Annotated in this window: 23 protein-coding genes, 3 tRNA genes and 1 other RNA gene; 18 read left to right on the top strand and 9 right to left on the bottom strand. The window is 39.1% G+C overall.

The window, feature by feature from the left end; all coding sequences use genetic code 11:
• Window positions 1-42: 42 nt before the first annotated feature.
• The gene (era, locus tag EDC17_RS00360; protein WP_132775824.1) at window positions 43-921 is read right to left on the bottom strand and encodes a GTPase Era; all 879 of its coding nucleotides are present in this window, start codon (window positions 919-921) and stop codon (window positions 43-45) included.
• A 118-nt stretch (window positions 922-1039) separates the two neighbouring features.
• Between era and EDC17_RS00355 the strand changes: the two genes are divergently transcribed.
• From EDC17_RS00355 to EDC17_RS00320, 8 genes are all read left to right on the top strand, one after another.
• Window positions 1040-1111 (top strand) — tRNA-Met (locus EDC17_RS00355).
• Between the two features lie 47 nt (window positions 1112-1158).
• A tRNA-Met gene (locus EDC17_RS00350) sits at window positions 1159-1230 on the top strand.
• 44 nt (window positions 1231-1274) lie between these two features.
• Window positions 1275-1346: transfer RNA gene (locus EDC17_RS00345), tRNA-Met, on the top strand.
• Between the two features lie 184 nt (window positions 1347-1530).
• Window positions 1531-4602 (top strand): SusC/RagA family TonB-linked outer membrane protein, encoded by a 3072-nt coding sequence (locus tag EDC17_RS00340; RefSeq protein ID WP_132775822.1) that lies wholly within the window; start codon window positions 1531-1533, stop codon window positions 4600-4602.
• Between the two features lie 18 nt (window positions 4603-4620).
• Entirely contained in the window at window positions 4621-6333 is a 1713-nt protein-coding gene (locus EDC17_RS00335) for a RagB/SusD family nutrient uptake outer membrane protein (protein WP_132775820.1), read from the top strand.
• Between the two features lie 175 nt (window positions 6334-6508).
• Window positions 6509-7816 carry a ribosome biogenesis GTPase Der gene (der, locus tag EDC17_RS00330; protein ID WP_132775818.1) on the top strand — a complete coding sequence of 436 codons (1308 nt, stop codon included), beginning with the start codon at window positions 6509-6511 and terminating at the stop codon, window positions 7814-7816.
• A gap of 30 nt (window positions 7817-7846) precedes the next feature.
• Window positions 7847-9319, top strand: coding sequence for a cysteine--tRNA ligase (cysS, locus tag EDC17_RS00325; RefSeq protein WP_132775816.1), 1473 nt, complete (start codon window positions 7847-7849; stop codon window positions 9317-9319).
• Window positions 9320-9343: 24 nt separating this feature from the next.
• Complete coding sequence (locus tag EDC17_RS00320; RefSeq protein WP_132775815.1) at window positions 9344-10213, top strand: DUF4440 domain-containing protein; 870 nt, start codon at window positions 9344-9346, stop codon at window positions 10211-10213.
• 101 nt (window positions 10214-10314) lie between these two features.
• Here the strand turns inward: EDC17_RS00320 and EDC17_RS00315 are convergent, their stop codons facing one another.
• Entirely contained in the window at window positions 10315-11679 is a 1365-nt protein-coding gene (locus EDC17_RS00315) for a peptidylprolyl isomerase (protein WP_132775813.1), read from the bottom strand.
• Window positions 11680-11910: 231 nt separating this feature from the next.
• Here EDC17_RS00315 and EDC17_RS00310 point away from each other — a divergent pair, with 231 nt between their 5' ends.
• Genes EDC17_RS00310 through EDC17_RS00300 form a run of 3 tightly spaced genes read left to right on the top strand, consistent with a single transcriptional unit; the run spans window position 11911 to window position 13510 of the window.
• Window positions 11911-12933, top strand: a complete 1023-nt coding sequence (locus EDC17_RS00310; protein WP_165894342.1) for a lactonase family protein — start codon at window positions 11911-11913, stop codon at window positions 12931-12933.
• Between the two features lie 47 nt (window positions 12934-12980).
• Window positions 12981-13208 carry an RNA polymerase sigma factor gene (locus EDC17_RS00305; RefSeq protein WP_132775810.1) on the top strand — a complete coding sequence of 76 codons (228 nt, stop codon included), beginning with the start codon at window positions 12981-12983 and terminating at the stop codon, window positions 13206-13208.
• Window positions 13209-13228: 20 nt separating this feature from the next.
• Window positions 13229-13510, top strand: coding sequence for a hypothetical protein (locus EDC17_RS00300; RefSeq protein ID WP_132775809.1), 282 nt, complete (start codon window positions 13229-13231; stop codon window positions 13508-13510).
• 51 nt (window positions 13511-13561) lie between these two features.
• Here EDC17_RS00300 and mtgA read toward each other — a convergent pair whose 3' ends face one another.
• Window positions 13562-14311: a monofunctional biosynthetic peptidoglycan transglycosylase gene (gene mtgA, locus EDC17_RS00295; protein WP_132775807.1), complete on the bottom strand. Its 750-nt coding sequence runs from the start codon at window positions 14309-14311 to the stop codon at window positions 13562-13564.
• Window positions 14312-14442: 131 nt separating this feature from the next.
• On the opposite strand from mtgA, the gene EDC17_RS00290 reads away from it, so the two are divergent.
• The gene (locus tag EDC17_RS00290; RefSeq protein ID WP_132775805.1) at window positions 14443-14805 is read left to right on the top strand and encodes a DUF2200 domain-containing protein; all 363 of its coding nucleotides are present in this window, start codon (window positions 14443-14445) and stop codon (window positions 14803-14805) included.
• 100 nt (window positions 14806-14905) lie between these two features.
• Complete coding sequence (gene mutS / locus EDC17_RS00285) at window positions 14906-17512, top strand: DNA mismatch repair protein MutS (RefSeq protein ID WP_132775803.1); 2607 nt, start codon at window positions 14906-14908, stop codon at window positions 17510-17512.
• Here mutS and EDC17_RS00280 read toward each other — a convergent pair.
• The gene (locus EDC17_RS00280; protein ID WP_132775802.1) at window positions 17509-18486 is read right to left on the bottom strand and encodes a hypothetical protein; all 978 of its coding nucleotides are present in this window, start codon (window positions 18484-18486) and stop codon (window positions 17509-17511) included. The genes mutS and EDC17_RS00280 overlap by 4 nt on opposite strands.
• A gap of 274 nt (window positions 18487-18760) precedes the next feature.
• On the opposite strand from EDC17_RS00280, the gene EDC17_RS00275 reads away from it, so the two are divergent.
• The 3 genes from EDC17_RS00275 to fbp are packed head-to-tail and all read left to right on the top strand — an operon-like array spanning window position 18761 to window position 20950.
• Window positions 18761-19411 (top strand): tRNA1(Val) (adenine(37)-N6)-methyltransferase, encoded by a 651-nt coding sequence (locus EDC17_RS00275; protein ID WP_243645924.1) that lies wholly within the window; start codon window positions 18761-18763, stop codon window positions 19409-19411.
• Window positions 19412-19414: 3 nt separating this feature from the next.
• Window positions 19415-19909 carry a metallophosphoesterase family protein gene (locus tag EDC17_RS00270; RefSeq protein ID WP_132775798.1) on the top strand — a complete coding sequence of 165 codons (495 nt, stop codon included), beginning with the start codon at window positions 19415-19417 and terminating at the stop codon, window positions 19907-19909.
• 36 nt (window positions 19910-19945) lie between these two features.
• Window positions 19946-20950 carry a class 1 fructose-bisphosphatase gene (fbp, locus tag EDC17_RS00265; protein ID WP_132775796.1) on the top strand — a complete coding sequence of 335 codons (1005 nt, stop codon included), beginning with the start codon at window positions 19946-19948 and terminating at the stop codon, window positions 20948-20950.
• Between the two features lies 1 nt (window position 20951).
• On the opposite strand, the gene EDC17_RS00260 is transcribed toward fbp, so the two are convergent.
• Window positions 20952-21287: a MerR family transcriptional regulator gene (locus EDC17_RS00260; RefSeq protein WP_132775795.1), complete on the bottom strand. Its 336-nt coding sequence runs from the start codon at window positions 21285-21287 to the stop codon at window positions 20952-20954.
• Window positions 21288-21389: 102 nt separating this feature from the next.
• On the opposite strand from EDC17_RS00260, the gene EDC17_RS00255 reads away from it, so the two are divergent.
• Window positions 21390-21734, top strand: a complete 345-nt coding sequence (locus tag EDC17_RS00255) for a hypothetical protein (protein ID WP_207895611.1) — start codon at window positions 21390-21392, stop codon at window positions 21732-21734.
• A 47-nt stretch (window positions 21735-21781) separates the two neighbouring features.
• Window positions 21782-22492 (top strand): AAA family ATPase, encoded by a 711-nt coding sequence (locus EDC17_RS00250; RefSeq protein WP_132775793.1) that lies wholly within the window; start codon window positions 21782-21784, stop codon window positions 22490-22492.
• Between the two features lie 220 nt (window positions 22493-22712).
• On the opposite strand, the gene accD is transcribed toward EDC17_RS00250, so the two are convergent.
• The 4 genes from accD to EDC17_RS00230 form a co-directional block, all read right to left on the bottom strand.
• Entirely contained in the window at window positions 22713-23555 is an 843-nt protein-coding gene (accD, locus tag EDC17_RS00245; RefSeq protein ID WP_132775791.1) for an acetyl-CoA carboxylase, carboxyltransferase subunit beta, read from the bottom strand.
• Between the two features lie 112 nt (window positions 23556-23667).
• Window positions 23668-23765: signal recognition particle sRNA small type (ffs, locus tag EDC17_RS00240), an RNA gene on the bottom strand.
• Window positions 23766-23847: 82 nt separating this feature from the next.
• On the bottom strand, window positions 23848-24075 hold the full coding sequence (locus tag EDC17_RS00235; RefSeq protein ID WP_132775789.1) for a DUF6814 family protein: 228 nt from the start codon (window positions 24073-24075) through the stop codon (window positions 23848-23850).
• 1 nt (window position 24076) lies between these two features.
• The gene (locus EDC17_RS00230) at window positions 24077-25591 is read right to left on the bottom strand and encodes an MFS transporter (RefSeq protein WP_132775787.1); all 1515 of its coding nucleotides are present in this window, start codon (window positions 25589-25591) and stop codon (window positions 24077-24079) included.
• Window positions 25592-25600 lie beyond the last annotated feature (9 nt).

The raw sequence follows: 25600 nt of genomic DNA, 5'->3' as shown, positions 1-25600 counted from the left end.
TTATATAGGATTTAAATATTCTATTGATCCGCAGATTTAAGGTTAATCTTCATAACCAAATCTTTTAAGGATATTCTTTTTGGCTCTCCAATCGGGAACTACTTTTACAAATATTTCCAAAAATACCTTTCCTCCGATAAATTCTTCAATATCTTGGCGTGCATAGGTTCCCACTTTTTTGATCATGGATCCGCCTGTGCCGACGATGATATTCTTTTGGGAATCACGTTCTACATATATTTCAGCAGAGATTCGCGTGATGTGTCCCTCTTCTTTGTAGGAAGTGACAGCAACCTCAGTGCTATATGGGATTTCTTTAGCATACAGTTTGAAGATCTTCTCACGAATAATTTCAGAAGCAAAGAAACGCATAGATTTATCCGTCAATTCATCTTTTTCGTAGTACGGCGGATGAATCGGAAGTTTGTCTTTGATGTAAGTCAATATTGGGGGAACATTGTACCCTAGCAATGCAGACATTGCAAATATAGCTTCAGGATTTAGCTTTTCTTTCCAATATTCTATTTTCTCTTTCACCTGTTCTTCGGTGGACTTATCGATTTTGTTGATCAATACGGCGATAGGTGACGATGTTTTAGTCAATTTTTCTACCACGTCATTTTCATCGTGCTTCTCATTGATATCAGTCACAAATAATATAATATCGGCGTCAATAAGGGATCCTTCGACAAAACTCATCATCGATTCTTGTAAAGAATACTTAGGCGTAATGACTCCAGGAGTGTCCGAAAAGATAATTTGATGGTTGTCATCGTTGACAATCCCCATTATACGATGACGAGTAGTTTGCGCTTTAGGAGTGATAATTGACATTTTTTCACCCACTAAAGCGTTCATTAGCGTAGACTTACCCGCGTTTGGTTTACCTATTATACTTACGAACCCAGCTTTATGCGACATTTTTTTGATATTTATTTGTTTTACAAAGAAACAAATAATATCTTTGTACTCCAATTAAGGGAGTAAATAATCTTTGATTTTTGATATAAGAACAAAGATTTTGACATATAAAATATAATGCGGGATGGAGCAGTGGTAGCTCGTCGGGCTCATAACCCGAAGGTCATCAGTTCGAGTCTGGTTCCCGCTACTAAAATTTAAAGTCTAACGCGAGGTTAGATTTGTTTGAAAACACAATGCGGGGTGGAGCAGTGGTAGCTCGTCGGGCTCATAACCCGAAGGTCATCAGTTCGAGTCTGGTCCCCGCTACTAATATTAAAGTCTAACGCAAGGTTAGATCATCCAAAATACAATGCGGGATGGAGCAGTGGTAGCTCGTCGGGCTCATAACCCGAAGGTCATCAGTTCGAGTCTGGTTCCCGCTACTAAAGGTAAAGCCTTACACTACGGTGTGAGGCTTTTTTTTGTGCCTATGTATTTAAGGAATTTACACAACCGATTGCTCAATTTGCGCAACCGATTTCGTTTGGTATTTCTTTTTAGTTAATCAGATTATGCTCTAATTTGGCTCTCCAGATAACTAATTTATACACTATACCATATAATCCTATGCGTAAAACATTTATACCTAAGCGGTCTTTTCATCGCAAAAACGCATTAATTTGGGGGCTAGCCTTAAGTACGCTTTCTACCCATACTGCCCTAGCACATCCTGTGCATGTGAAATTCGAGAATTTATATTTGGCACAACAAACATCAATACAAGGGGTGGTGACTGATTCCAATGGTCCTATTGCGGGAGTCACTGTACTAGTCAAAGACAAGAATACAGTTACCAGCACCAATGTATCTGGAAATTTCAATATTTCGGCTGCTGTCGGTGATGTATTGGTATTTTCTCTTATTGGATATGAATCTAAAGAGGTCGTAGTAAGCAGTACGAATATGTCTGTCGTGCTAACTTCCACAAACGAAGATATTGAAGAAGTAGTAGTTGTCGGTTACGGTACGCAACAAAAGCGCGAGAGCCTTACTGGATCTTTGCAATCGGTATCTGGTGCCAAGCTGCGTGATATAACGACGCCTGCGGTGGAAAATATGTTGAATGGCAAGGCTGCTGGGGTATTTGTCGCGCCAGGTTCAGGTCGTCCAGGTGCGAGAGGGGCTGTTGTGATTCGAGGGCAAGCCACTATCGGCGGTACTACAAGTCCATTGTGGGTGATTGATGGCGTTATAGTAGGATCTAATCCTGGAGATATCAATCCCGATGACATTGCGAATATGACCATATTGAAAGACGCGGCCTCTACATCTATCTATGGATCGCAAGGTGCAAACGGTGTAATTGTAGTAACAACAAAAAGACCGAGTGCACAAAAAATGACTTTGAGTTATTCAACCAAGTTGGGTTTCAACCAACTCAACAACGGTAATCTTGAAGTGATGAATGGACAAGAGTTGTATGATTACTATAAATCCTTTGCTAATGCTAATGAAATCAGTTTTCCACGCTGGAACGATGATTTAAGAAATAGTAATTTCGATTGGTGGAATTTAGCTACCAAAACTGGTTTTGTGCAAAATCACAATGTTTCCCTTCAAGGGGGTGGTGAAACGTTACAATCATATCTTTCCTTAGGTTACTATAATGAACTGGGGGCTGTAAAAGGTTATGATTACGACCGCTACAATGTACGCATTAACACGGTGTACAAACCTTTTGAGTGGTTGTCGATTAAGCCTTCGTTAGTCGGGGCACGAAGAGGGGTAGAAGATGCACAATATTCGACGACAGCTATGTACTCCAATTTACCTTGGGATAGTCCATTTGACGAAAATGGTAATCTGGTTCCTCATCGTTCAAGTAGTTGGGTAAATACTCAAAATACCAACTATTTATATGATTTACAATGGAACAAAGGAGCAAATACCAATTATGAATTAATGGGAAATATGGATTTCGATGTGAAATTGACGAATTGGCTTACTTTTTCTTCCATTAATAATTACCGCTTCAACACGTATAGTTCTAATTCCTATACAGATCCTAGATCCAATGGAGGAGAAAGCGTGAATGGCCGCCTAGCGGAATATCGTTCGGAATATACGAGACGATACACGAATCAAGTGTTGCGATTTAACCAATCATGGGGAAGTCACGCCCTTAATGGTATTGTTGCTTATGAGTTTAACGACTATTCGTCAAAAACTCTTGATGTGTACGGTACAGGTTTTATTCCGGGATTTGAAGTATTGGATGTCGTATCCAAGCCCGAACGTACTAAAGGAGGTATCACACAGTGGGCTACGCAGTCCTATTTGTCCAATGTCAATTATTCCTATGAAGATCGCTATTTAGGGCAAGTGTCATTACGTCGTGATGAAGCATCCAATTTTGGTAAACGTTTTGGAACTTTTTATTCCATCAGTGGGGGATGGAACATTCACCGTGAAAATTGGTTTGATGTATCTTGGATTAATAACTTAAAATTACGTGCGGCGCATGGTACTGTAGGTAACAGACCTTCAGAGTTATATCCACAATACAATTTGTATTCGGTGTCAGCAGCTGCAGGTTATGATGGTCTTCCAGGTGCTTTGATTGGCAGGATTGGTAATCCTAATCTAACCTGGGAAGAAACAGCAACGACAGGATTTGGTGTAGATGCGGCATTTTTTAGTAGTCGTTTGCGATTAAATTTCGACTGGTATAATAAGAATACAGAGAATATCCTTCTAAATGTTCCTATCTCTCAAATGACGGGTGTAGGTTCCGTGTACAAAAATATCGGCGAGATGAATAATAAAGGTATCGAACTGAATATTGGAGGAGACATTATCCGCACTGATGATCTACAATGGTCGTTGGATGTTAATTTGGGCCACAATAAAAACAAGTTGACACAATTATACGCGACACGCCAATCTGATGGAACATATGTTGTCAATCCAATTATCGTTGGTGATGCTTTAGGTATAGCTGGTTCGGCTAGTAGAATTCAAGAGGTAGGATTACCTATCAATACGTACTATATGCCAGAATGGGCTGGTGTTAATGTAGACACAGGAGCACCAATGTGGTATAAGAATACAAAAGATGTCGAAGGCAATATAACAAGTAAAGAGACTACAACAAATTATTCGGAAGCGACTCAACAAAGATTGGGTAAATCATATCCAGACTTGTTTGGTGGTATCAACACATTCTTGGCTTATAAAAACTTCGATCTGAATGCGGTATTGGGTTATTCCATTGGTGGACAGATTTACAATTATGCTAGACAAGAATATGATTCGGATGGTACTTACACGGACAGAAATCAAATGAAATTACAAGATGGATGGTCAAGATGGGAAAAGCCAGGTGATAATGCGACACACCCTATTGCCAAATACAACAACCAAGATAAAGGAAATTTAGTATCGTCAAGATATTTAGAAGATGGTAGCTTTTTAAGATTACGTTCATTGTCGTTGGGCTACAAAGTTGATTTAAGTAAGTACAAAATTAATAATGTAAGATTCTTCTTCACGGGTGAGAATTTATTTACCGTGACAAATTATTCAGGAGTTGATCCAGAGATCCCTTCCAATGACAATGGGGAGGTTATTGCGTCTGCAGGTCCAGGAGTTTACCCAGCGGTACGTAAGTATGTTTTTGGTTTAAATGTTACATTTTAATAACAAGGGAAATTAATTATGAAAAAGATATTTTTTGCATTATTTATAACAGCATCAATCGCCTCGTGTGATGTAGATCGCTTTCCATATGGCTCGATGGACTCGGAGACTATCTCTTCGAATCCTGAAGCTTCTTTGGATGCATTGTTGAATGGTGCTTATGCACAAATGAAGTCCTGGTCCGATCCGATGCATCGTCTAGGCGAATATGCCGGCGACAATATGATGATTAGAGGTTCTTCTACAGATGCATTCTATGAATTTATATCCTTCTCGCGTACGCCAAACAATTATAGGTTAACGAATTTTTGGGATGCGAGTTATAAAGCAATCGCACAATCTTCAAATATTATAAAAATGGTTGAAGAAGGTAAAGATGCGGTAACGGATAGTAAATTGGGTGAATGTTATTATATACGTGGTCTGATGTATTTTTATCTGGTACGTGCATTTGGAAAACCTTACTATCAAAGTCCAGAAACAAACCTAGGTTTGCCTATTGTAAACGGAACTCCAGATGATGTGGTAAATAATTTGGAATTACCGGATCGCTCGACCGTAAAAGAAACGTATGAGCAGATCATCAACGACTTGAAGAAAGCAGAAACGATGATCACCGTAGATCGAGGACCTATATTCGCATCTAAAGAAGCTGCACAGGCGCTGCTATCAAGAGTATATCTGTATATGAGTGGTACGTATGAGACGCCAAATAGAGAATATGCACAACTTGCGGTAGACTACGGCACGAAAGTGATCAATTCAAATAAATATAATTTGCTGTCGCGTGAAGATTTCATGAAGTATAATACCTTCACTCCGGAAAATAATGATGAAACAATTTTTGCTATCAAGCGTGTGGCATCCGAGTTTTCTGGTTATGACCATTACTATGGCGTAGGTGGTATGTATGCCAATATCGGTGGTATGGGTTGGGGTGAAATGTTCGCCAGTGCCAAATACATCGATTTATTGAACGAAACTGGCCGCAATGACTGGAGACCGGATCATTACAAAATCGTAGATGCGCGAGCAGCCTTTATTGAGCCGACTTACAGAAAGGATGAGACTACAGGAGGATATACTGAAGTATTCCGATTCATAAAAAAAGAAAACAATAGCTTGAATTATGTGCAAGCGGTAGTTACGAGATCCGGGTCTACGATTACAGCAAATGAGGGTACTAATACTTTTACACTCATTCCTGTGGATGCAAGTCAAGGGGTGTACCGAATCATTTATACAGACGGTAGTAGCTATACAGGTGTGCTGGATTATTTTATCAATCTGAATCGCGTGTATCCACAGTTCTATATCACCAAAGCTTCGCGTGAAGGAGAAGATTCTCACTTGCATTCGCCAGTGATTAGCCGCTTAGGCGAAGTATACCTAAATCGTGCTGAAGCGTACGCTAAATTAGGAAATTACAGTGCCTCATTGACTGATTTGAATGCCATTCGTAACCGTTCCATTATCAATGGCGGCTATGCAACATTAAATGCTTCGAATGCAGCAGATTTGATTGACAAGGAACGTCAATTGGAATTGGCGTATCAGGCAGAGAGAAGTTTTGATGTGTTCAGAAATGGAAAGTCATTGAAGAGAGAGTTCCCAGGTCCGCACAGACAATTCGAAGAAATTAAAGCGACGGACTTTAGAGTGATTTACTTTATTCCTCAATCTGCAATCAATTCATATTCAGGCACATTGACGCAAAATCCAACAAGTTAAATCTTATTAGTATAATAGGTTGATTAGGAGGCAAGAAAGAAATTTCTTGCCTTTCTTTTTTGCATGGAATCTCTAAAAATATTACCAGCTATTTTATGTAACTTTGTAGCCTATATTTCATTTTGAAATAAGTTGCCGTGAGGGTAACGCGCGAGTTTAAAATTTTAAAAAAATTATGGCAAATATTGTTGCAATTGTAGGTCGCCCCAATGTGGGGAAATCGACGCTATTTAACCGCTTGACGGAAAGTAGAAAAGCTATCGTAGATGATTTTAGTGGAGTGACACGTGATCGTCACTACGAGATGGCAGAGTGGATAGGTAAAAAGTTCACTGTAATAGATACAGGTGGTTTTGTGCATGGATCGGATGACATCTTCGAAGAGGCTATCCGTGATCAGGTGCATATCGCTATCGAAGAAGCATCTGTTATTATCTTTATGGTAGATGTAAAGGTAGGAATTACAGATTTAGATGATGAGATAGCGGATTTACTACGTCGTACCTCCAAGCCGGTATATGTCGTGGCTAATAAAGTAGACCATGCCAAATTGCATCATGAATCTTCTGAATTCTATGCTTTTGGATTAGGTGAGGTGTACAATGTTTCCTCAGCTACAGGTTCAGGAACAGGTGAGTTGTTGGATGCGATAGTTTCGCATTTTCCATCGCCAGAAGAAGAGGAAGAAGAAGATTACCTTCCTAAAGTAACTATCGTAGGCCGTCCGAATGTAGGTAAATCCTCCTTGACGAATGCCTTGTTAGGTACAGATCGTAATATTGTAACGGATATAGCTGGTACCACACGTGATACCATCAAAATCCATTATAACCAATTCGGTCACGAGTTTTTATTGGTTGATACTGCCGGTCTTCGCCGTAAGAGCAAGGTAAATGAAGATATCGAATTTTATTCTGTAATGCGTACCATCCGTGCGCTAGAAGATTCGGATGTTGTCGTGTTGATGCTCGATGCCAATGATGGTATCGAAGCGCAGGATATTAACATCTTCCACTTAGCAGAAAAAAATAAAAAGGGTATTGTCATTGTAGTCAACAAATGGGATACTATCGAGAAGGATAATAAAACGATGAAAGAGTTTGAAGCTCGCATCAAAGAAAAAATAGCTCCATTCACGGATATTCCTATTATTTTCACATCGGTGACGGAGAAACAACGGATTTTCAAAGTGGTAGAAACTGCGATGGAAGTACACCGTAACAAAACCAAAAAAATCCCTACTTCAAAATTGAATGAAGTAATGTTGGGTGTGATCGAGAATTATCCGCCACCAGCAGTAAAAGGTAAATACATTAAAGTCAAATATGCTACTCAATTGCCGGGTAAAGCACCGATGTTTGCTTTCTTCTGTAATCTGCCGCAGTATATCAAAGATCCGTACAAGCGTTACGTAGAGAATAAATTGCGTGATAATTTTGACTTTACAGGCGTGCCTATTCAAGTGTATTTCAGACAAAAATAATTTTTACAATCAAAACAACTAAAGTTCTATATGCAACACAATCTCGTACTTTATAATACATTAACACGTAAAAAAGAGAAGTTTGAGCCAATACATCCCAATTTAGTAGGAATGTATGTTTGTGGTCCTACCGTCTACAGCGATGTGCACTTAGGGAATTGTAGAACTTTCGTTTCCTTTGATTTAATATTCCGTTACTTACTGCATTTAGGCTACAAAGTGCGCTATGTACGTAATATTACGGATGCCGGCCATTTGGAAGGAGATAATGATGAGGGCGATGACAAATTTGCTAAAAAAGCAAAATTGGAACAATTGGAGCCGATGGAAATCGTTCAAAAATATACTATCGGTTTTCACGATGTATTGCGTTTATTCAACACATTGCCACCAAGCATCGAGCCTACTGCTACGGGACATATTTCGGAACAAATCGAGATGGTCAAGCAGATTATCGACAACGGTTATGCTTATGAAGTAAACGGTACCGTATACTTTGATGTGGATAAATACACCAAAGAGCATAATTATACCATTCTGACCAATCGTAATCTGGAAGACTTGCTGAATAATACGCGAGAACTTGGCGGTCAGGATGAGAAAAAAGGAAGATTGGATTTTGCACTTTGGATAAAAGCGAAGCCAGAACATATTATGCGCTGGCCTGCACCTTGGAGCGTAGGTTTTCCAGGTTGGCATATTGAATGTTCGGCGATGAGCCGCAAATACTTGGGTGATCAATTTGATATCCACGGTGGTGGAATGGATTTGGCAGCTACCCACCATACCAATGAAATAGCACAGTCACAAGCTTGTAATCATACTACACCTTCCAAATATTGGATGCATACCAATATGTTGACGGTTAATGGTGCTCGTATGTCGAAGTCAGCAGGCAATGGATTTTTGCCGGGCGAATTGTTTACGGGTAATCATCCGCTGCTACAAAAAGGATATTCGCCAATGGCGGTACGTTTCTTTATGTTGCAGGCTCATTACAGAAGTACATTGGATTTCTCCAATGAAGCTTTGGACGCGGCGGAGAAAGGGTATAAGCGACTAATGAATGCCATTGCTTTATTGGACAAGATTGTTCCAGCGAAGTCTTCGCAAATTGACGTGGATTTGGAAGCATTGACGGCACGTTGTTACGCCGCTATGGATGATGATTTCAATTCTCCGGTTCTTATAGCAGAGTTATTTGAAGTTGTGCGTTTGATTAATTCTATTTATGACGGCAAACAACAGGCTGACGAAGCGACTTTGCAGCAGCTCAAAAAGCTAACGAATGATTTCGTCTTTGATATTATGGGCTTAAAAGATGATCAATTGGGAGGAAATAGCGACAATATCGATAGACTCATGGAATTGGTGATCAGTCTACGTAATGAAGCGAAACAAAATAAAGACTATGCGACATCCGATAAAATCCGTAATGAGTTGTCCGCCATTGGTATCCAACTAAAAGATAGCAAAGATGGAACACTTTGGAATAAGATTTGATTAAGGGATAGCAAATAATTGTAGATGAAATATTCAACTATTCTCAAAACCGTATCTATTGCCTGTGCGTTCATTCCATCGCACATTCTATTCGCTCAGCTACCCGAGAAGGTAGGCGGGCTGATTACAGCTGACCGCAATGCCGCAATCATCGCTAAGGCACAAGGTCCCCATGCTGCATTCTCATCCATCATCGATAAGACATCGACATTCTATGTTCCGTCGGCTGTCAATGCGCTTAATTATTTGAATAACAGGCCAAATATACCAGATGTGCTGAATTGGGAGCCCAACTTTGCATTGGTGTCCAAAAGTTTGGAATTCGGGGTGACATCAGGCTCGATGGAATTTCAAAAGGTCGGCGCTATTAAACGTTATGGACAATATTTAACCATTTGGAAGCGCGATAAGAAGGGTGTTTGGAAAGTAGATTTGCGCGCAGAAGTGGAAAATTACGGTAAGCAAACGGCTAAAGATCTTAAATTTCAAGAACCAGATGATTCGTGGTATTTAAAACATCGTTCGCAAGTGCGCTTGAAGCAACGCGAGGATATTGTACAGTCTACCGACCAGTTGTTCTCTACCATTGCTAAGCGCGATACAGAAGCGGCTTACAGAGAATTTATGGCCGAGGAAGTTCGTTTTTATTATCCTTGGCAAAATGAAATTGAAGGCAAGAATAATGTAATCAATTTTATAAAAAAACAACGCATTGATATTGTGACCGAGCCATTGAAAGTAGGACGCGCATATAGCGGCGAGTATGCATATTCACAAGGAACGGCAACTATACATAGTAAAGATAAGGCAGTCAAATTCAATTATCTTCGCGTTTGGGAATTAAAGGATGATTACCAATGGCGCGTAATCTTGGAAATGATGTTCGAAAGGTAGTTGTTTTAACAAGTACTACCTGACTTATACGAAAAAGAGAACAGGCTTGGAAATTTCCAAGCCTGTTCTCTTTTTATTGTTGTACTCTTGTATTGTTGATGCTATTTACTAGCTAATTCTTTAGTGGGTTTGGTCCAGATTTTTAATTCCTCACAAGACATGAATTCAGGATTAATGTCGATGTATGTTGTTTCTCTACGACTTTCAAACCATTCACTCAGCTTACGGTTGATTTTATCTTGCCTTGCAGCTTCTTTGATCTTCGCAAAGTCTTGTTCCATATTGGCTTTATGTGGCGGAATGCGAGATTTCAAGAAATAAATACGATATGATTTCTCATTCATTCTTTTGTCCGTATACAGAAGAGGTTTAGAAATATCACCTACTTGTAAGGGGTCAAGCGCATTAAATACCTCCACATCTTCCAATTGATCCATAGGAATCAACGTCGAACGATCTTCCATATTGGATACTACACCACCCGCATATTTGGTGTTTTGATCATCGGAATAAATAGAAGCAGCTTGGTTGAAGTTTAATTTTTTCGTGGCAATAAGATCCGCGATACTGTCAATTTTAGCTTTAGCTCTATTCAGCGATTCATTTGTTGGTTGTTTCTTTACCAATATATGTCTTACATTCACTTCCTCTCCGCGACGCTCTAGTACTTGCAAGAAGTGAAAACCGAATTGTGTTTCAAATACAGGAGATATTTCACCTTTTTTCAGTCTAAAAGCTTGAGCAGAGAATTCTTTTACCCAGTTCTCGCGCGTATTGAAACCTAATTCTCCACCGTAAGGTGCTGATCCATCTTCCGAATACAAACGAGCGATCGTACCAAAGTCCGAGCCATTCAACACTTGTTGTCTATAACCTTCAGCTTTGTTGCGGAATATATCTTTTTCCTCTTTGGTCAATACAGGATTGATCACCAATTGGGCATATTCAATCTCCGTATTAAAATAAGGAAGGCTATCCGCATCGAGACTGTTGAAATAACGTTTTACTTCCTCCGGTGTAACATCGATTTTAGAAACAATCTGTCCCTGCATCTTGTTCCCTTTCAATTGTTCGGCAACAGCCGGGCGCAGTTCTTCTTTATGTTGTAAAATAGAACGGTTCAAAAATTCCTCTAAGCGCTCTTTACCTCCTGCACGTTGTACCATTGAACGGATACGAAAGTTCAATTGATCGTCTACTTCACTTTCAGAGACTTCGATAGAGTCAATTACAGCTTGTTGAGCTAATAGTTTTTGCGTCAGAAGCTGTTGTAGGATATAACACTTTACTTTGTCGTCAGGTTTGTTGCCTTGAGCCAAAAATTGAGTGTATTCTAATTCTAAATCAGATTGCGAGATATGAGCACTCCCTACAGTAGCAATGATACGATCTACTAACTTTTCTTGTGCCGATAAGGAGTTAAAATATACCGTCAGAATAAATAGTATTCCAAAAAGTTTTTTCATTAATTGTGTGTGTCAAATTTTATGATACAAAAATATTAGAATAATTTATAAAAGCATTATTTTTCAATGATTAATGCTAACTTGCTTCTAATAAAAATCGAGTAATTCGCTTTACCTGCGAATATAGTATTTTGATTTTAGCTAATGACCTATTTAACGAATTTTAACGCGTTTATGAAAAGTAAATCATCGTCCTTAATCTTTTTTCTTCTGACAACTGTTATCTTTCATATGGAAACATTATACGCACAGACTCAAACGATGTATGTAGGGACTTATACAAATCAAAGCGAAAGTAAAGGTGTATATATCTATAATTTGGACGAACACAGCGGAAAAGTGGAATTGTCTAAGACGATCCCCATGAGCAATCCCTCTTTTTTGGCACGGAAGGGAGATATTTTGTACGCGGTAAATGAAGACAATGAAGGTATGCTTATTGCCTATGATCTTAAACAAGCCAAAGTCCTAAGTGAAGTATCAACAAATGGAATGCATCCTTGTCATGTAGCGTTAAGCCCGCGGGATTCTATTGTCATCGTATCTAATTATTCCAGTGGTTCGCTGGTATTATATTCTTTACGCGATGATGGAAGTATAAAATCGCAAGATGATTTTATGGCTTTTGCAGGATCTTCTGTTAATAAGGAAAGACAGCAAGAATCTCATATTCATTCTGCCTTCTTCAAGAGGGACGGCTCTCGTGTCTTTGTGTCCGATTTAGGTGCAGATTTGATTTATGTTTTTGAGATAATCCAGAAGGAAGACAAATTTAACCTACACAAAGTTCAAGAGATAAACACCAAAGCAGGAGGAGGTCCACGGCATCTGGTTTTTTCAAAGGACGAAAAGACAATATATAGTGTATTGGAACTGACGGGCGAAATTGAGGTGTTCCAGCAAAATGGAGACAAGTGGGTATCTAAACAGATTGTTCCCATGTATACAGCAGACTTCAATGGCGAGCATGGTGGGGCGGATATTAAAATGAGTAAAAACGGTAAATATTTATACGCTACAAACAGAGGAACAGCGAATACATTAGCTACTTACCAAGTCAATAACAAGGGGTTACTTCAATCGAAAAAAATACAATTTGTCGAAGGTGACTCACCACGTAATGTAAATATTTCTCCCGGAGGAAAACTTTTATTAATTTCAAATCAAAATTCCAACAACATTACCGTGTTTTCGAAGAACGGCAACAAAAAGAATAGCGTTGACGTGCCTAAACCAGTATGTGTGATATTTTAATGGTATAGAATGTTTAGGGATAGCTTAGCTTGTTTTAATCAATTAAAATGTCTTCATATCTTAAAGATTTAAAAGTATTATTCGATCATCACTATCAAAATTTGTGTTTTTTCGTGTATACTTTGACACACGATCAAGTTTTAGCTGAAGATGTAGTGCAAGATGCTTTTATATCTTTACATCATAATTTAGATTCCTTACCATCCGAAGAAAAAGTGACACTGTTGTATCTAATTTTGTTAATTCAGGAAGAAGTGTACGCTATTTTGAATTGAAATTTGAAGGTGCGAGTTCTATGATTTTCAATTTATATTATGCGGCTGGAGCAACCAATTATACGGCTTCTGTGACGTTTGATTATAATATTGAGAACGGTATAATTACTTTGTCAAATCCAACAGGCCATACATCCGGAAACTGGAACACGCGAAGAGCACCAATACAACCATTAGAAACTTACTTATATAACTTGGGGCCTGCTAAAATTGACTGGGTTCCGAATAATGACGGACAAGTGATAGGTGGTTTTTACTCCACCACAAATCCTAACAATGTGTTTTATGGATTCTTAAAGTAGTCTCATATTTTAGGAAAATAACAATTTAAAGGAACTTATTAGCTCCCTTTTTTATTCTGGTACTGTATAATGATTGAGATAACGGACTATGTTATTAGCTCTGGAATTTATATAGCGTGATGGTCTTTTGGCGTCCCATTTCCGAGGGTTAGGAAGAATAGCGATGATCAATGCTGCCTCCTTTTTTGAAAGGCTCTTTCCGGATTTGTTGAAGTAATATTGTGCTGCCGCTTCCGCACCATACACCCCTTGCCCCATTTCTATCACATTCAGATATACTTCCAAAATTCTTTTCTTTGACCAGAAGAGTTCGATGAGAAAAGTAAAATATGTTTCCAATCCTTTTCTGATCCATGAGCGTTCGGGCCATAAAAACACATTCTTGGCCGTTTGTTGAGAGATCGTCGAACCGCCACGCAGGGGTTTTCCATCTTTATTTTTTTCAAAGGCCTCCATGATGGCTTTAGAATCAAATCCATTGTGGGTCATAAAATGCGCATCCTCGCCCGCAAGCGCTGCTTTTTTGAGGTTCGTGGATAGTTCCTCATAGTTTAGCCATTTTTTCTCTATTTTAAAGCCTTTGCCCACAGCCTGCCATTCGAATCCTCTTTTGATCATCAAATAAGTCACAGGCGGATTAATAAATTTGAGTGCTAATACCCACAATATGGTTACAGCAAAAAATCCTCCTACAATGCGGATTGTCCATTTCTTGGTGCGTTGAAGCCACGTCGTAGTGGTGGATTTTCGGGTGTTGTACTTTTTGCGATTTGATGGCGCGTTTGTTCTTTTGATAGCCATTACTATACGATACAGTTTTTCGATGCAAACCTAAATAAAAATTGCACATTTTGCATCAGGAATTGTAACTTGTAGAGCAATATATTTTATAATAATAAGTTAATTATCCGTTTTAAAATTTGTTGAATAAAATGAAAGAATCAAGCAGTCACGATGAAAAAATCGCCAAAATGCGGTTTTCATCCGTTTATCCACATTATGTGACTAAAGTGGAGAAAAAAGGGCGTACTGTACCCGAATTGCATGAAGTAATTTTATGGTTGACGGGTTATACAGAAGAGCAATTGCAAAGCTTTATTTCTGACACCTCAACATTTGAAGAATTCTTCGCTACAGCAAAGGTTAATGAGAACGCTTCTTTGATCACGGGTAGTATTTGTGGTTATCGCGTAGAAGAAATTTCAAATCCTTTGACTCAAAATGTACGCTATCTCGACAAGCTTGTCGATGAATTGGCTAAAGGTCGTAAGATGGAAAAAATATTAAGAAAGTAGCCTTTTGGCTATTTTTTCTTCTTAAAATATAACCTCCTTTGCCCTTGTCAAATCCCCCTAATTCTATTATTTTTACACTTCAACTAAAATTTATTTTCCATTGGCAAAGGCAAAGAAAGAAACTCCTCTAATGCAGCAGTATAATAGCATTAAAGCTAAATATCCAGGTGCATTATTGTTATTTCGTGTAGGTGATTTTTATGAAACTTTTGGTGAAGATGCGATTAAGGCAGCGGGAATTTTGGGTATCGTACAAACCAAAAGGGGAAATGGCTCAGAATCTGAGACTGCGTTAGCGGGTTTTCCTCATCATTCACTAGAGACCTACTTGCCAAAATTGGTTCGGGCGGGCTGTCGTGTAGCGATCTGTGATCAGCTCGAAGATCCGAAACAAACCAAAACCATTGTAAAACGCGGGGTGACCGAACTAGTCACGCCCGGCGTCTCGTACAATGATAATATTGTACAGCAAAAATCCAACAACTATTTAGCGTCCATATTTTTCGAAAAAAGCGTTGTGGGGATATCTTTTCTAGATATTTCTACAGGTGAGTTTTTGGTCGCTCAGGGCAATACACAATATATAGACAAGTTGCTTCAAGGGTTCAAACCTACAGAAGTCATTATGCCGCGCAAGCAGTCCAAAGAGTTTTTAGAACACTTTGGACCGAACTATTATACCTATTTTCTGGATGAATGGCCATATTCTGGTGATTATGCCAATGAAACATTATTGAAACACTTCGAAGTAAATTCTTTCAAAGGATTTGGTATCGATCGCATGCCTGTCGGTATAGTAGCTGCAGGTGTGGCGCTGCACTATCTCAACGAAACCGAGCACCGCAATTTGCAACACATTTCCCACATCGCACGAATCGAAGAGGATCGTTATATGTGGCTGGATCGTTTTACAATTCGAAATTTGGAGTTAATTGGTTCGTCAAACGAAAATGCCATTACACTTTCGGATGTGCTGGATGAGACCGCTTCACCTATGGGTGCACGCTTGTTGAAGCGTTGGATTGTAATGCCGTTGAAAGACCGTAAATCGATTCAAGAGCGATTGAATGTGGTGGATTATTTTTATCAAAATCGTGAACTGCGTGATGAGCTAATTCGGGAAATCAAAACAGTAGGGGATTTAGAACGTCTGATTTCCAAAATTGGTTTGCTCAAAGCGAATCCGCGGGAAATCATACAATTGAAACGTGCTTTGCATGCTGTTGAAAAACTAAAGCAGCTAACAAATGTCGCGGAATCTGAATCGTTGCGTATGATTTCGGAGCAATTGAATGCATGTACAATAATTCGGGAGAAAATAGAAAATACGGTTCAAGCCGAGCCGCCAGTACTACTCAACAAAGGTAATGTCATCGCTGATGGTGTAGATGCTGATCTGGATAAATTGAGGAAGGTAGCTTTTGGGGGTAAGGATTATCTGTTGGAGATACAAAGACGAGAATCTGAGGCTACAGGCATCCCTTCGTTGAAAATCGCTTTCAATAATGTATTTGGATACTATTTGGAGGTGACCAATACACATCGGGATAAGGTGCCCGAAGGATGGATTCGTAAACAAACGTTGGTGAATGCAGAGCGCTATATCACCGAAGAACTCAAAGAATACGAAGATCAAATATTGGGGGCTGAAGAAAAAATTCAAGTCATTGAAAATCGAATCTACGCCGAGTTGCTGGTTTCTATTTCGGAATATATCAAGCCGATTCAATTGAATGCTCAACTTATCGCCAAGCTCGATGTCTTATTGAATTTTGCAACGATTGCCGAGAAGAATTATTACACCAAACCAGAAGTTTCGGACTCCAAGATTATCGATATCAAAGGCGGTCGCCACCCGGTGATTGAGAAAAATTTGCCTATTGGCGAGGATTATATCACAAATGACACCTATTTGGATCCCGAATCCCAGCAAATAATTATTATTACTGGTCCGAATATGGCGGGTAAATCCGCTTTATTGCGTCAGACTGGTTTAATTGTATTAATGGCTCAAATTGGCTCGTTCGTTCCGGCGAAAGTAGCGTATATCGGCTTGGTAGACAAAATATTTACCCGTGTAGGTGCTTCGGATAATTTGTCTTCTGGTGAATCCACGTTTATGGTGGAGATGAATGAAACCGCCAGTATTATGAATAATCTTTCGGATCGTTCGCTAATCCTTTTGGATGAAATCGGGCGTGGCACAAGTACTTACGACGGTATTTCCATAGCTTGGGCTATTGCCGAATTCTTGCACAATCATCCTGCTGCACGGGCCAAAACACTTTTTGCGACGCACTACCATGAATTGAATGAGCTGAACAATTCAATGCCGCGTATCAAGAATTTCAATGTGACGGTTAAGGAACTAAATAATAAAGTGATATTCTTACGTAAGCTAATGCCCGGCGGTTCGGAGCATAGCTTTGGTATTCACGTTGCTAAATTGGCGGGTATGCCACCAAAATTGATTGGTCGCGCCTCCGAGATATTGAAACGTCTGGAGCAAGAGCGTACTGGTGGCGAGAAAATCAAAGACAGTATGCGCAAAATCCAAAAGCAAGCGCATCAATTGCAAATGTTTGCTATTGACGATCCTGTCTTAGAAAAAATCCGGGATATGTTGAATAATCTGGACGTCAACTCATTGACTCCGGTAGAAGCGTTAATGAAATTGGATGAAATCCAACGCGTATTAAAAAGCTAAAACCGTACAAAAAACTCGAAAGAAGCATATTGGGATGGGATAGGAGAATGCAAATTACTATCCCATTGATAAGGAATGATATGCAGGTTGCTTTCCAGGCCTATATAGGTTTTGTTGCGCAGATGACGCATGAACGTCAGTCCAAATGTGGAGTGCAACGTATTGACATTGCGGAATCGTGTGGTCTCCGTTTCGTTACCTTCATCATCTTCACCATATTCTACTTCGGATAATCCCGTCCAGATAAAGCCCAGTCCCAGATTTACTTTAGGAAGAATGGTATTTTTTTTAGTGTCAACGAGTTTGTATCCCAATCCCACGGAGAGGACATGGCTTGTGCTTGATTGCACTTCTCGAATTTCTTCTTTATAATTAAAATCAAAAGGCTGTGCCCCAGGGTGTATTCGGAATTTATACTGCAGTTCACCTACAAAGTCTTTCGTAAGAGGTGTCATGATGGAGAGGCCCGCGGTGAAGGACTTGGAGAAAAAATTATTTGTTCCCAAGGGACTAAATAATCCAGCATATATTCCAAAGGTATGTTTGGGTTGATGCCAATCATACACATTGGGTTCCACGTCGGAGGGCTCGTCATCTTTTCTTTCTGCTATAATATCCAAATACGCTTCAGAGTCTCCAGCAAATAGGTAAAGAATGGCAATTTCTTCGTCATTAATAGAGGAATAAGAAGCAGAATTCAATAGCGCTTTGGCTTTGATTTTCATAAGCGAATCCGTAGCATGCCTTAACGGTACATAGTTGAATTTTTGCTTGTTTCTAGTATATATATTTTGGTAATCTGCTTCCGCTGAATTATCCCATCGGGAAATAAGTTCATCATCAAATCTCTGTTTGATGTATTTGTTATAGACTGCGTCCGTCGTTTCTCTGTTTATAATTTGATATATGAGTTTTGTGCGCAGAGTAAATTCATTTTCGCCACAACTCGATTCCATCGTTTGAAGGGTACTCATGATGGAGGAAACCTCATTTTTTTGCAAGAGTAGGGTAAGCTTTTGTAAGGATAAAGTGGTTTGCTGTTCACAATGATTTTGGGCTTTTAAAGACACAACTGGGCATACAAATAAAATCAATACTATAAGCTTGCGGAAATAAGTCATATTGGTTGCTTTATACGAATGTATGTATAAAATTCAATTTCTTCAACAGTAAAATTGGCTACCTTTGTGCTACATGGGATCAATCTTTAAGTTTAAAGAGTTCGAAATTAATCAACAGGGATGTGCAATGAAAATTAATACGGACGGCGTATTATTAGGTGCACTCGTAAATTCACAGCATCCATCGAGGATTTTGGACATAGGTACCGGTACAGGGGTAATTGCGATGATGTTGGCGCAGCGATTTCCTTTTTCCCAAGTAGATGCTGTAGAGATCGATGAAGATGCGTATGCTACGGCGATTCAAAATTTTCAAAATTCTGCTTTTTCCAATCGATTACGAGGTTATTCAGGATCTTTTGAAGATTTGAAAAAGGTTGATAATTACGATTTGCTAGTAAGCAATCCTCCATTTTATACCAACTCTTTGCATAATCCTGATCTGAGAAAAAAGTTGGCACGTCATACCGACTTCCATTTCTTTGATAAATTGCTTCTTTTTGCGAAGGAAAATCTTTCTGATAGAGGTGAGTTAAACTTAATATTACCTATTGAATTAGCTGATTATGTGATTAGGGAAGGGCTAAAACAGGATTTTCATCTAGTCAAAAAAATAGAAATTAAGTCTTTTGTTAATACAGACGTTATTCGAAATATCATTACACTAAGCAAAGTACAAAATGAGGTTGAGATAGTAGAGTTCGTTATATATGAATCCAAGGGTGTGCACTCGCAAGAATATAAAGAATTACTAAAACCCTTCTTTTTAGCATTTTAGACTATGAAAAAAATTGGATTGCTTTCAGATACACATAGTTTTTTAGATGAAGCGGTTTTTTCACATTTCAAAGATTGTGATGAAGTCTGGCACGCTGGCGATTTTGGATCATTAGAAGTAGTAGAGAAGTTGGAAGCTTTCAAGCCCTTTCGCGGTGTATATGGCAATATCGATGATAAAACAATCCAGCTTCGATGTCCCGAGCACTTACGCTTTGAATGTGAGGGTGTAGATGTGTGGATGACGCATATTGGTGGTTATCCAGGACGTTACTCTTCGTTAGTAAAAGCTGAAATAACAAAGAATCCACCCAAGCTTTTTATCTGCGGACATTCACATATTCTCAAAGTACAATACGATCAAAAATTGCAGTTACTACATCTTAATCCAGGAGCTGTTGGAAAACACGGTTGGCATAAGGTTCGAACATTGATGCGTTTTGAGTTAAATAATGGTAGAATTGAAAATTTGGAAATAATAGAGTTGAAAAACAGATAATAATTTTCATATGTTTGCAAAAGCAAACTAAAAATTATGATTTCCATAAAAACTCTCGGTCAGTTTATCATTGAAAAACAAGCTGACTTTCCTTACGCCAAAGGCGAACTTTCCCGACTATTACGTGATATTGGCATTGCTGCAAAGATTGTGAACCGGGAGGTGAATAAGGCTGGATTAGTCGATATTCTGGGTACGAACGGTGACAGCACAAATGTATTTGGCGAGAACCAAAAGAAACTGGATGTCTATGCTGATGAGCAATTTATTTCGGCATTGAGAAGCGGAGGTGAGTGTTGTTTTGTGGCATCTGAAGAGCAGGAAGAAGGTGTAGTGCTGACAGATACTGGTGTATCCAAAAATGCTAAATATATTGTCTGCATCGATCCATTGGATGGCAGTTCGAATATTGAAGTTAACGTATCGGTAGGTACTATTTTTTCGATCTATAGACGCAAAAGCGAAGTAGGAGAAGATCTGACGGAGGATGATATTCTACAGACGGGTGTGGAGCAGGTAGCGGCCGGATATATTATTTATGGTTCATCGACGATGTTGGTATATACCACCGGCAAAGGTGTCAATGGTTTTACGCTAGATCCTTCTATCGGAGAGTTTTGTCTTTCGCATCCAAACATGAAAATTCCTTCAGCTGGTAAAATCTATTCTATTAATGAGGGTAATTATGTCAAATTTCCGCAAGGCATCAAAAACTATATTAAATATTGCCAGCAAGAAGATAAAAATACCAACAGACCTTATACTTCACGATATATTGGCTCAATGGTAGCGGACATTCATCGCAATTTATTGTTAGGCGGGGTATTCATATATCCAGAGACCTCCGCACAGCCTTATGGAAAGTTGCGCTTGATGTATGAATGCAATCCCATTGCTTTTATAATTGAGCAAGCAGGCGGCAAAGCGACGACCGGTACGAAGCGCATATTGGAAATTAAGCCTACCGAATTGCATCAGCGTGTGCCTGCAATTTTAGGTAGCATTGACATGGTGGATAAAGTATTGGAATTTTTGAGTTAGACTATAAGCTATCGCGAACTTCTATCAAGAAAGACTTTAAGCGTTCAAGGGAATCAACGACACGTTGATTCTCTTTTGCTTCTGTCTTGTTGGCTTTCAAGTAGTCACGTGCCCCTTGTAGGGTGAAGCCTTTGTCTTTAACCAAGTTAAAAATGATTTTTAGGTTTGCGATGTCTTCTTGTGTGAAGAGGCGGTTCCCTTTTTTATTCTTTTTGGGTTGAAGAATGTCAAATTCACGTTCATAAAAACGAATCTGAGAAGCATTAACGTCGAACATCGATGTCACTTCTCCCATTGTATAATACAATTTATTTATTTCTCGTTCTTTGTATGGCATACTTCCAACGTGTTTTACTTAGTGATAACAAATATACAATCTATGTTTCAAATATTAAAGTTAGGAATAATTGTTGTTTGTTTTGTATATATATTGGAACATATGAAAGGTAAAATACTGGTAAGTAAGTTTTGGACTAAAATTTTTTCTTTGGGAAAAGCCGAAGCTATTACTATTTTCCCTTTTATCTTTTTGCGGCGTAAGGTACTAAAGACAGATCCTATATTGCTGAATCACGAACGTATTCATCTATTGCAAGCTCTTGAGTTGCTTGTGTTGCCTTTTTATGTCTGGTATATCCTCGAATTTTTCGTCCGTTATATCCAGCACCAAAATTTTTTCAAGGCCTATAAGCATATCTCTTTCGAAAAGGAAGCCTACGCGAATCAATCAAATTCTGATTATCTAAAGGAAAGAAAGCTGTGGAGCTTCTGGAGGTATGTATAAAAAGAAATATTTTGTTATTATATTTAGTGAATGCCATTAGCTAACCAATGATTTATATTTCCAAAATAACAAACCTAAAGCCTAAAAAGGAACGTAAGGCTTATCCTTACAATATTAAAGCACTTCGAAATCTTACAGAATTAGAATTTACCAATCCTATAACCTTTATCGTTGGTGAGAATGGTATGGGTAAATCTACTTTGGTCGAGGCCATAGCAATCCAAGCTGGTTTCAATCCCGAAGGAGGAAGTCGAAATTTTAATTTCAATACCATGCACTCACATTCGACTTTATTTGAAGATATACGCGTCACACGTACCGCTTGGCGAAATAAGGATGGTTATTTTCTTAGGGCGGAAAGTTTTTATAATGTGGCAACAACTATTGATAGTTATGGCGTGCAAGAGTTTTATAGTGGTTCATTGCATGAATGCTCGCATGGAGAAAGTTTTATGGCATTGCTTCATTCTCGACTGGGAGGAAAAGGGTTATACATATTTGATGAGACTGAGTCGGCACTTTCCTTATCTCGTCAGATGAATATGATGGTACGGATGAAAGAATTATTAGAGCAAGATTCTCAATTTATTATTGCAACGCATTCGCCCATATTGCTTGCTTATCCTGGAGCTGATATTTTTCATTTAGATGAAAAGGGGATACGAAAAGTCGAATACGAAGAAACAGATCAATATCGATTAACTAAGTTCTTCTTAAATAATCATGAAAGGATGTTGAAAGAATTGGAATTGATTTAATATATACGTGTAGAAACGTTTTTGTTGGGAAATTTGTCGCCTTATAAAATTTTGAAAGATGCAAGTATGGTGTGAGGTAGTTCAAAATTTTTCAGCGACGAGCTTTTGGTAACTTTTTTCGGGAAAAAGTTACTGTCCGCCCGGCATGAGGGCGTGAGCAAGCCTGATTAAATTATTTTTAAACACAAAGGTCATTCAAATTTGAATGACCTTTGTGTTTTTATTTTATCAACTTTAAGAACGTTGAAACTTTCTCTTTTAGTTGTCTTCTATCGACGATAAAATCTAGGAAACCATGTTCTAACACGAATTCTGAAGTTTGGAAACCTTTAGGAAGGTCTTTTTTGATGGTCTCTTTGATGACACGTGGACCAGCAAAACCGATTAGGGCACCTGGCTCAGCAATATTAATATCGCCCAACATCGCGTAAGAAGCCGTTACACCACCTGTAGTAGGATCTGTCAATAAACAGATGTACGGCAATTGTGCTTGACTTAATAAGGCTAATTTAGCGGAAGTTTTGGCCATTTGCATTAATGAGAAAGCCGCTTCCATCATACGTGCACCACCCGATTTTGAAATCAACATAAATGGTAATTTATGCTCTAAACAGTAATCTATCGAACGTGCGATTTTCTCTCCCACTACAGAGCCCATAGAGCCACCAATGAAATTAAAATCCATACAGGCAATCACTATTTCATGGCCATTTAGGTTGCCGTGAGCGGATCGCAATGCGTCTTTAAGGCCTGTTTTCTTTTGACTTTCCACTAATCTTTCGTGATAAGGCTTGCTATCTACGAACTGTAAAGGGTCACCAGCTGTCAAATTAGGGAATAATTCGGTAAACTGATTGTCGTCAAATAAAATAGAGAAATATGCAGCAGAACCAATACGGATGTGGTAATCACAATACTGACATACGTACTTGTTCTCGATTTGTTCTAAGTTAAGAAGAGGTTTTTTACAATTAGGACATTTGTCCCACATGCCGTCCGGCGCCTCTTTTTTATTTTCTGTGGCAGTTCTAATCCCTGCTATACTTCTTTTAAACCAACTCATACACTAGTGTTTATTCGCATTACAAATAAACAAAAAGATATGCTAAAAGTAAAACTAAAAGGCTAAAAGTAATAAATGAGGTGTGGGGGAGTAGAAAAGTTTATAAACAAAAAGTGGGCAAGCTCCCTTTATCGCACCGCTCAACCTAATACCCTTGCTATGTTCCCATCCTGGGGGAGTCAAAGGGAGCTGGTCGTAAAGGACTTACCCACCACAAAAGTAGGAAAATTTTTATATGAACAAAAATAAAAAGCGCTATTCTTTCTATTGTGTTGATGTTCAGCCGGAAAAATTACATTTTGCTTTTGTCAAATTCCCCTGTAAGGGCAAAATAGCCAAAAATCCCCAAGCCAATAGAGATGATGGGCGTCAAAATAAACACAATAATGAGCCCAAATACCAAATCTTCTTGATGACCCGTTTGTAATTTGGGAAAACCAAATTGTACTATGCAGAAATAGGCTGCCAATAATGCTAAAACAATCCAAACAATGCCTAATATTTTTTTTATGAATTCCATTTTATTGATTTTTAGCGTAAATATTCTTGTTGATATACAAAGCACCGATGACAAAACATACCGCTGAGATAATAATCGGATACCACAATCCGGCTAAATAAAACTCTGCATCTTGCATGGTCTGCGCATTGGTGGCGAGGTAGGTCGATACTGCGGGCAGTAGACCTCCAAAGACGCCATTTCCGATATGATAAGGCAATGACATGGACGTATAGCGGATTTTGACTGGAAAAATCTCAACTAAAAATGCCGCAATAGGGCCGTAGACCAATGTGATGTAAATAATTTGGATAAAAATGAGTAAAATAAGCTTGATATAATTGATTCCGCTGATGATGACAGTTTGTTTTACGGTCGGGGTAGGATGATCTACCGTTTGTTTGACCTGTGTAGTGGTGACGACGGTGCCATCGGTGTAATAGGATTTGTGTGTGATAAGCTCATCTTTCTGCTGCTCGTTGTTCACTTCTTCAAAAGACTCTTCCTTTTGCGCAGTGATTTCTTCTTTGTTCGCTACATTGGTCAGCTGATACATCTGTTCGTATATCGGTCTGTAGGTGAGGATGGCCAGAGCCATACCTGTGAGCATCACCCATTTGCGCCCAACTTTGTCCGAAAGCCAACCAAATACGATGAAAAATGGTGTACCACACAATAATGCAATACCTAACACCACATCTGCTTGATCGGTATGCAGGTGCATGACGGTCTTCATGAAACTCATGGAATAAAATTGTCCCGTATACCACACTACACCTTGTCCCATTGCAGCTCCAAAAAGTGCTAAAAGCACAAATTTGAGGTTGTACTTGTTGCCAAAGCTTTCTTTAAGTGGATTTTTGGATGTCTTGCCTTCGGTCTTAGCCTGTTTAAATTCGGGCGATTCATCCATATTCTTCCGGATGAGGTAAGATACATAAACCATAAAAATGGACAGTAGGAATGGTACACGCCAACCCCAAGAATCAAATTGGGCTTCGTCCATCAGTGAGCGGGTCAGTAGAATAACAAGAAGGGAAATGAATAAGCCAAAGGTAGCCGTAGTTTGGATCCATGAGGTCCAATAGCCGCGTTGTCCTTTGGGGCTATGCTCGGCCACATACGTCGCCGCACCTCCATATTCACCACCGAGGGCTAGTCCTTGCAATAGGCGTAATATCAGTACTAATATTGGCGCCCAGAATCCAATACTTTCATAGCTAGGAATACACCCAATCAAAAAGGTAGCACCACCCATCAGCATTAGCGTCACCATGAAGGTGTATTTGCGACCAATAAGATCGCCCAAACGTCCGAAAAATAATGCGCCAAACGGCCTTACCACAAATCCTGCTGCAAATGTCGCCAAGGTGGAAAGGAAGGCCGCAGTAGGATTGTCGGCGGGAAAGAATTTGGTGGAAATTACGATGGACAAACTTCCAAAGATAAAGAAGTCGTACCACTCAATGAGTGTGCCCAGAGAGGAGGCACCGATTACTTTCCAAATTCCTTTAGTTTGTTGGGTTTCTGTTGACATATACGTTTA

The organism is Sphingobacterium alimentarium (assembly GCF_004342685.1).
Classification (GTDB): Bacteria; Bacteroidota; Bacteroidia; order Sphingobacteriales; family Sphingobacteriaceae; genus Sphingobacterium; species Sphingobacterium alimentarium.
This window is presented reverse-complemented; position numbering and strand designations above follow the sequence as displayed.

Coding starts and splice junctions, on each gene's coding strand:
- era (WP_132775824.1), bottom strand. CDS start 921: ATGTCGCATAAAGCTGGGTTCGTAAGTATAATAGGTAAACCAAACGCG.
- EDC17_RS00340 (WP_132775822.1), top strand. CDS start 1,531: ATGCGTAAAACATTTATACCTAAGCGGTCTTTTCATCGCAAAAACGCA.
- EDC17_RS00335 (WP_132775820.1), top strand. CDS start 4,621: ATGAAAAAGATATTTTTTGCATTATTTATAACAGCATCAATCGCCTCG.
- der (WP_132775818.1), top strand. CDS start 6,509: ATGGCAAATATTGTTGCAATTGTAGGTCGCCCCAATGTGGGGAAATCG.
- cysS (WP_132775816.1), top strand. CDS start 7,847: ATGCAACACAATCTCGTACTTTATAATACATTAACACGTAAAAAAGAG.
- EDC17_RS00320 (WP_132775815.1), top strand. CDS start 9,344: ATGAAATATTCAACTATTCTCAAAACCGTATCTATTGCCTGTGCGTTC.
- EDC17_RS00315 (WP_132775813.1), bottom strand. CDS start 11,679: ATGAAAAAACTTTTTGGAATACTATTTATTCTGACGGTATATTTTAAC.
- EDC17_RS00310 (WP_165894342.1), top strand. CDS start 11,911: ATGGAAACATTATACGCACAGACTCAAACGATGTATGTAGGGACTTAT.
- EDC17_RS00305 (WP_132775810.1), top strand. CDS start 12,981: ATGTCTTCATATCTTAAAGATTTAAAAGTATTATTCGATCATCACTAT.
- EDC17_RS00300 (WP_132775809.1), top strand. CDS start 13,229: ATGATTTTCAATTTATATTATGCGGCTGGAGCAACCAATTATACGGCT.
- mtgA (WP_132775807.1), bottom strand. CDS start 14,311: ATGGCTATCAAAAGAACAAACGCGCCATCAAATCGCAAAAAGTACAAC.
- EDC17_RS00290 (WP_132775805.1), top strand. CDS start 14,443: ATGAAAGAATCAAGCAGTCACGATGAAAAAATCGCCAAAATGCGGTTT.
- EDC17_RS00280 (WP_132775802.1), bottom strand. CDS start 18,486: ATGAGTACCCTTCAAACGATGGAATCGAGTTGTGGCGAAAATGAATTT.
- EDC17_RS00275 (WP_243645924.1), top strand. CDS start 18,761: ATGAAAATTAATACGGACGGCGTATTATTAGGTGCACTCGTAAATTCA.
- EDC17_RS00270 (WP_132775798.1), top strand. CDS start 19,415: ATGAAAAAAATTGGATTGCTTTCAGATACACATAGTTTTTTAGATGAA.
- fbp (WP_132775796.1), top strand. CDS start 19,946: ATGATTTCCATAAAAACTCTCGGTCAGTTTATCATTGAAAAACAAGCT.
- EDC17_RS00260 (WP_132775795.1), bottom strand. CDS start 21,287: ATGCCATACAAAGAACGAGAAATAAATAAATTGTATTATACAATGGGA.
- EDC17_RS00255 (WP_207895611.1), top strand. CDS start 21,390: ATGAAAGGTAAAATACTGGTAAGTAAGTTTTGGACTAAAATTTTTTCT.
- EDC17_RS00250 (WP_132775793.1), top strand. CDS start 21,782: ATGATTTATATTTCCAAAATAACAAACCTAAAGCCTAAAAAGGAACGT.
- accD (WP_132775791.1), bottom strand. CDS start 23,555: ATGAGTTGGTTTAAAAGAAGTATAGCAGGGATTAGAACTGCCACAGAA.
- EDC17_RS00235 (WP_132775789.1), bottom strand. CDS start 24,075: ATGGAATTCATAAAAAAAATATTAGGCATTGTTTGGATTGTTTTAGCA.
- EDC17_RS00230 (WP_132775787.1), bottom strand. CDS start 25,591: ATGTCAACAGAAACCCAACAAACTAAAGGAATTTGGAAAGTAATCGGT.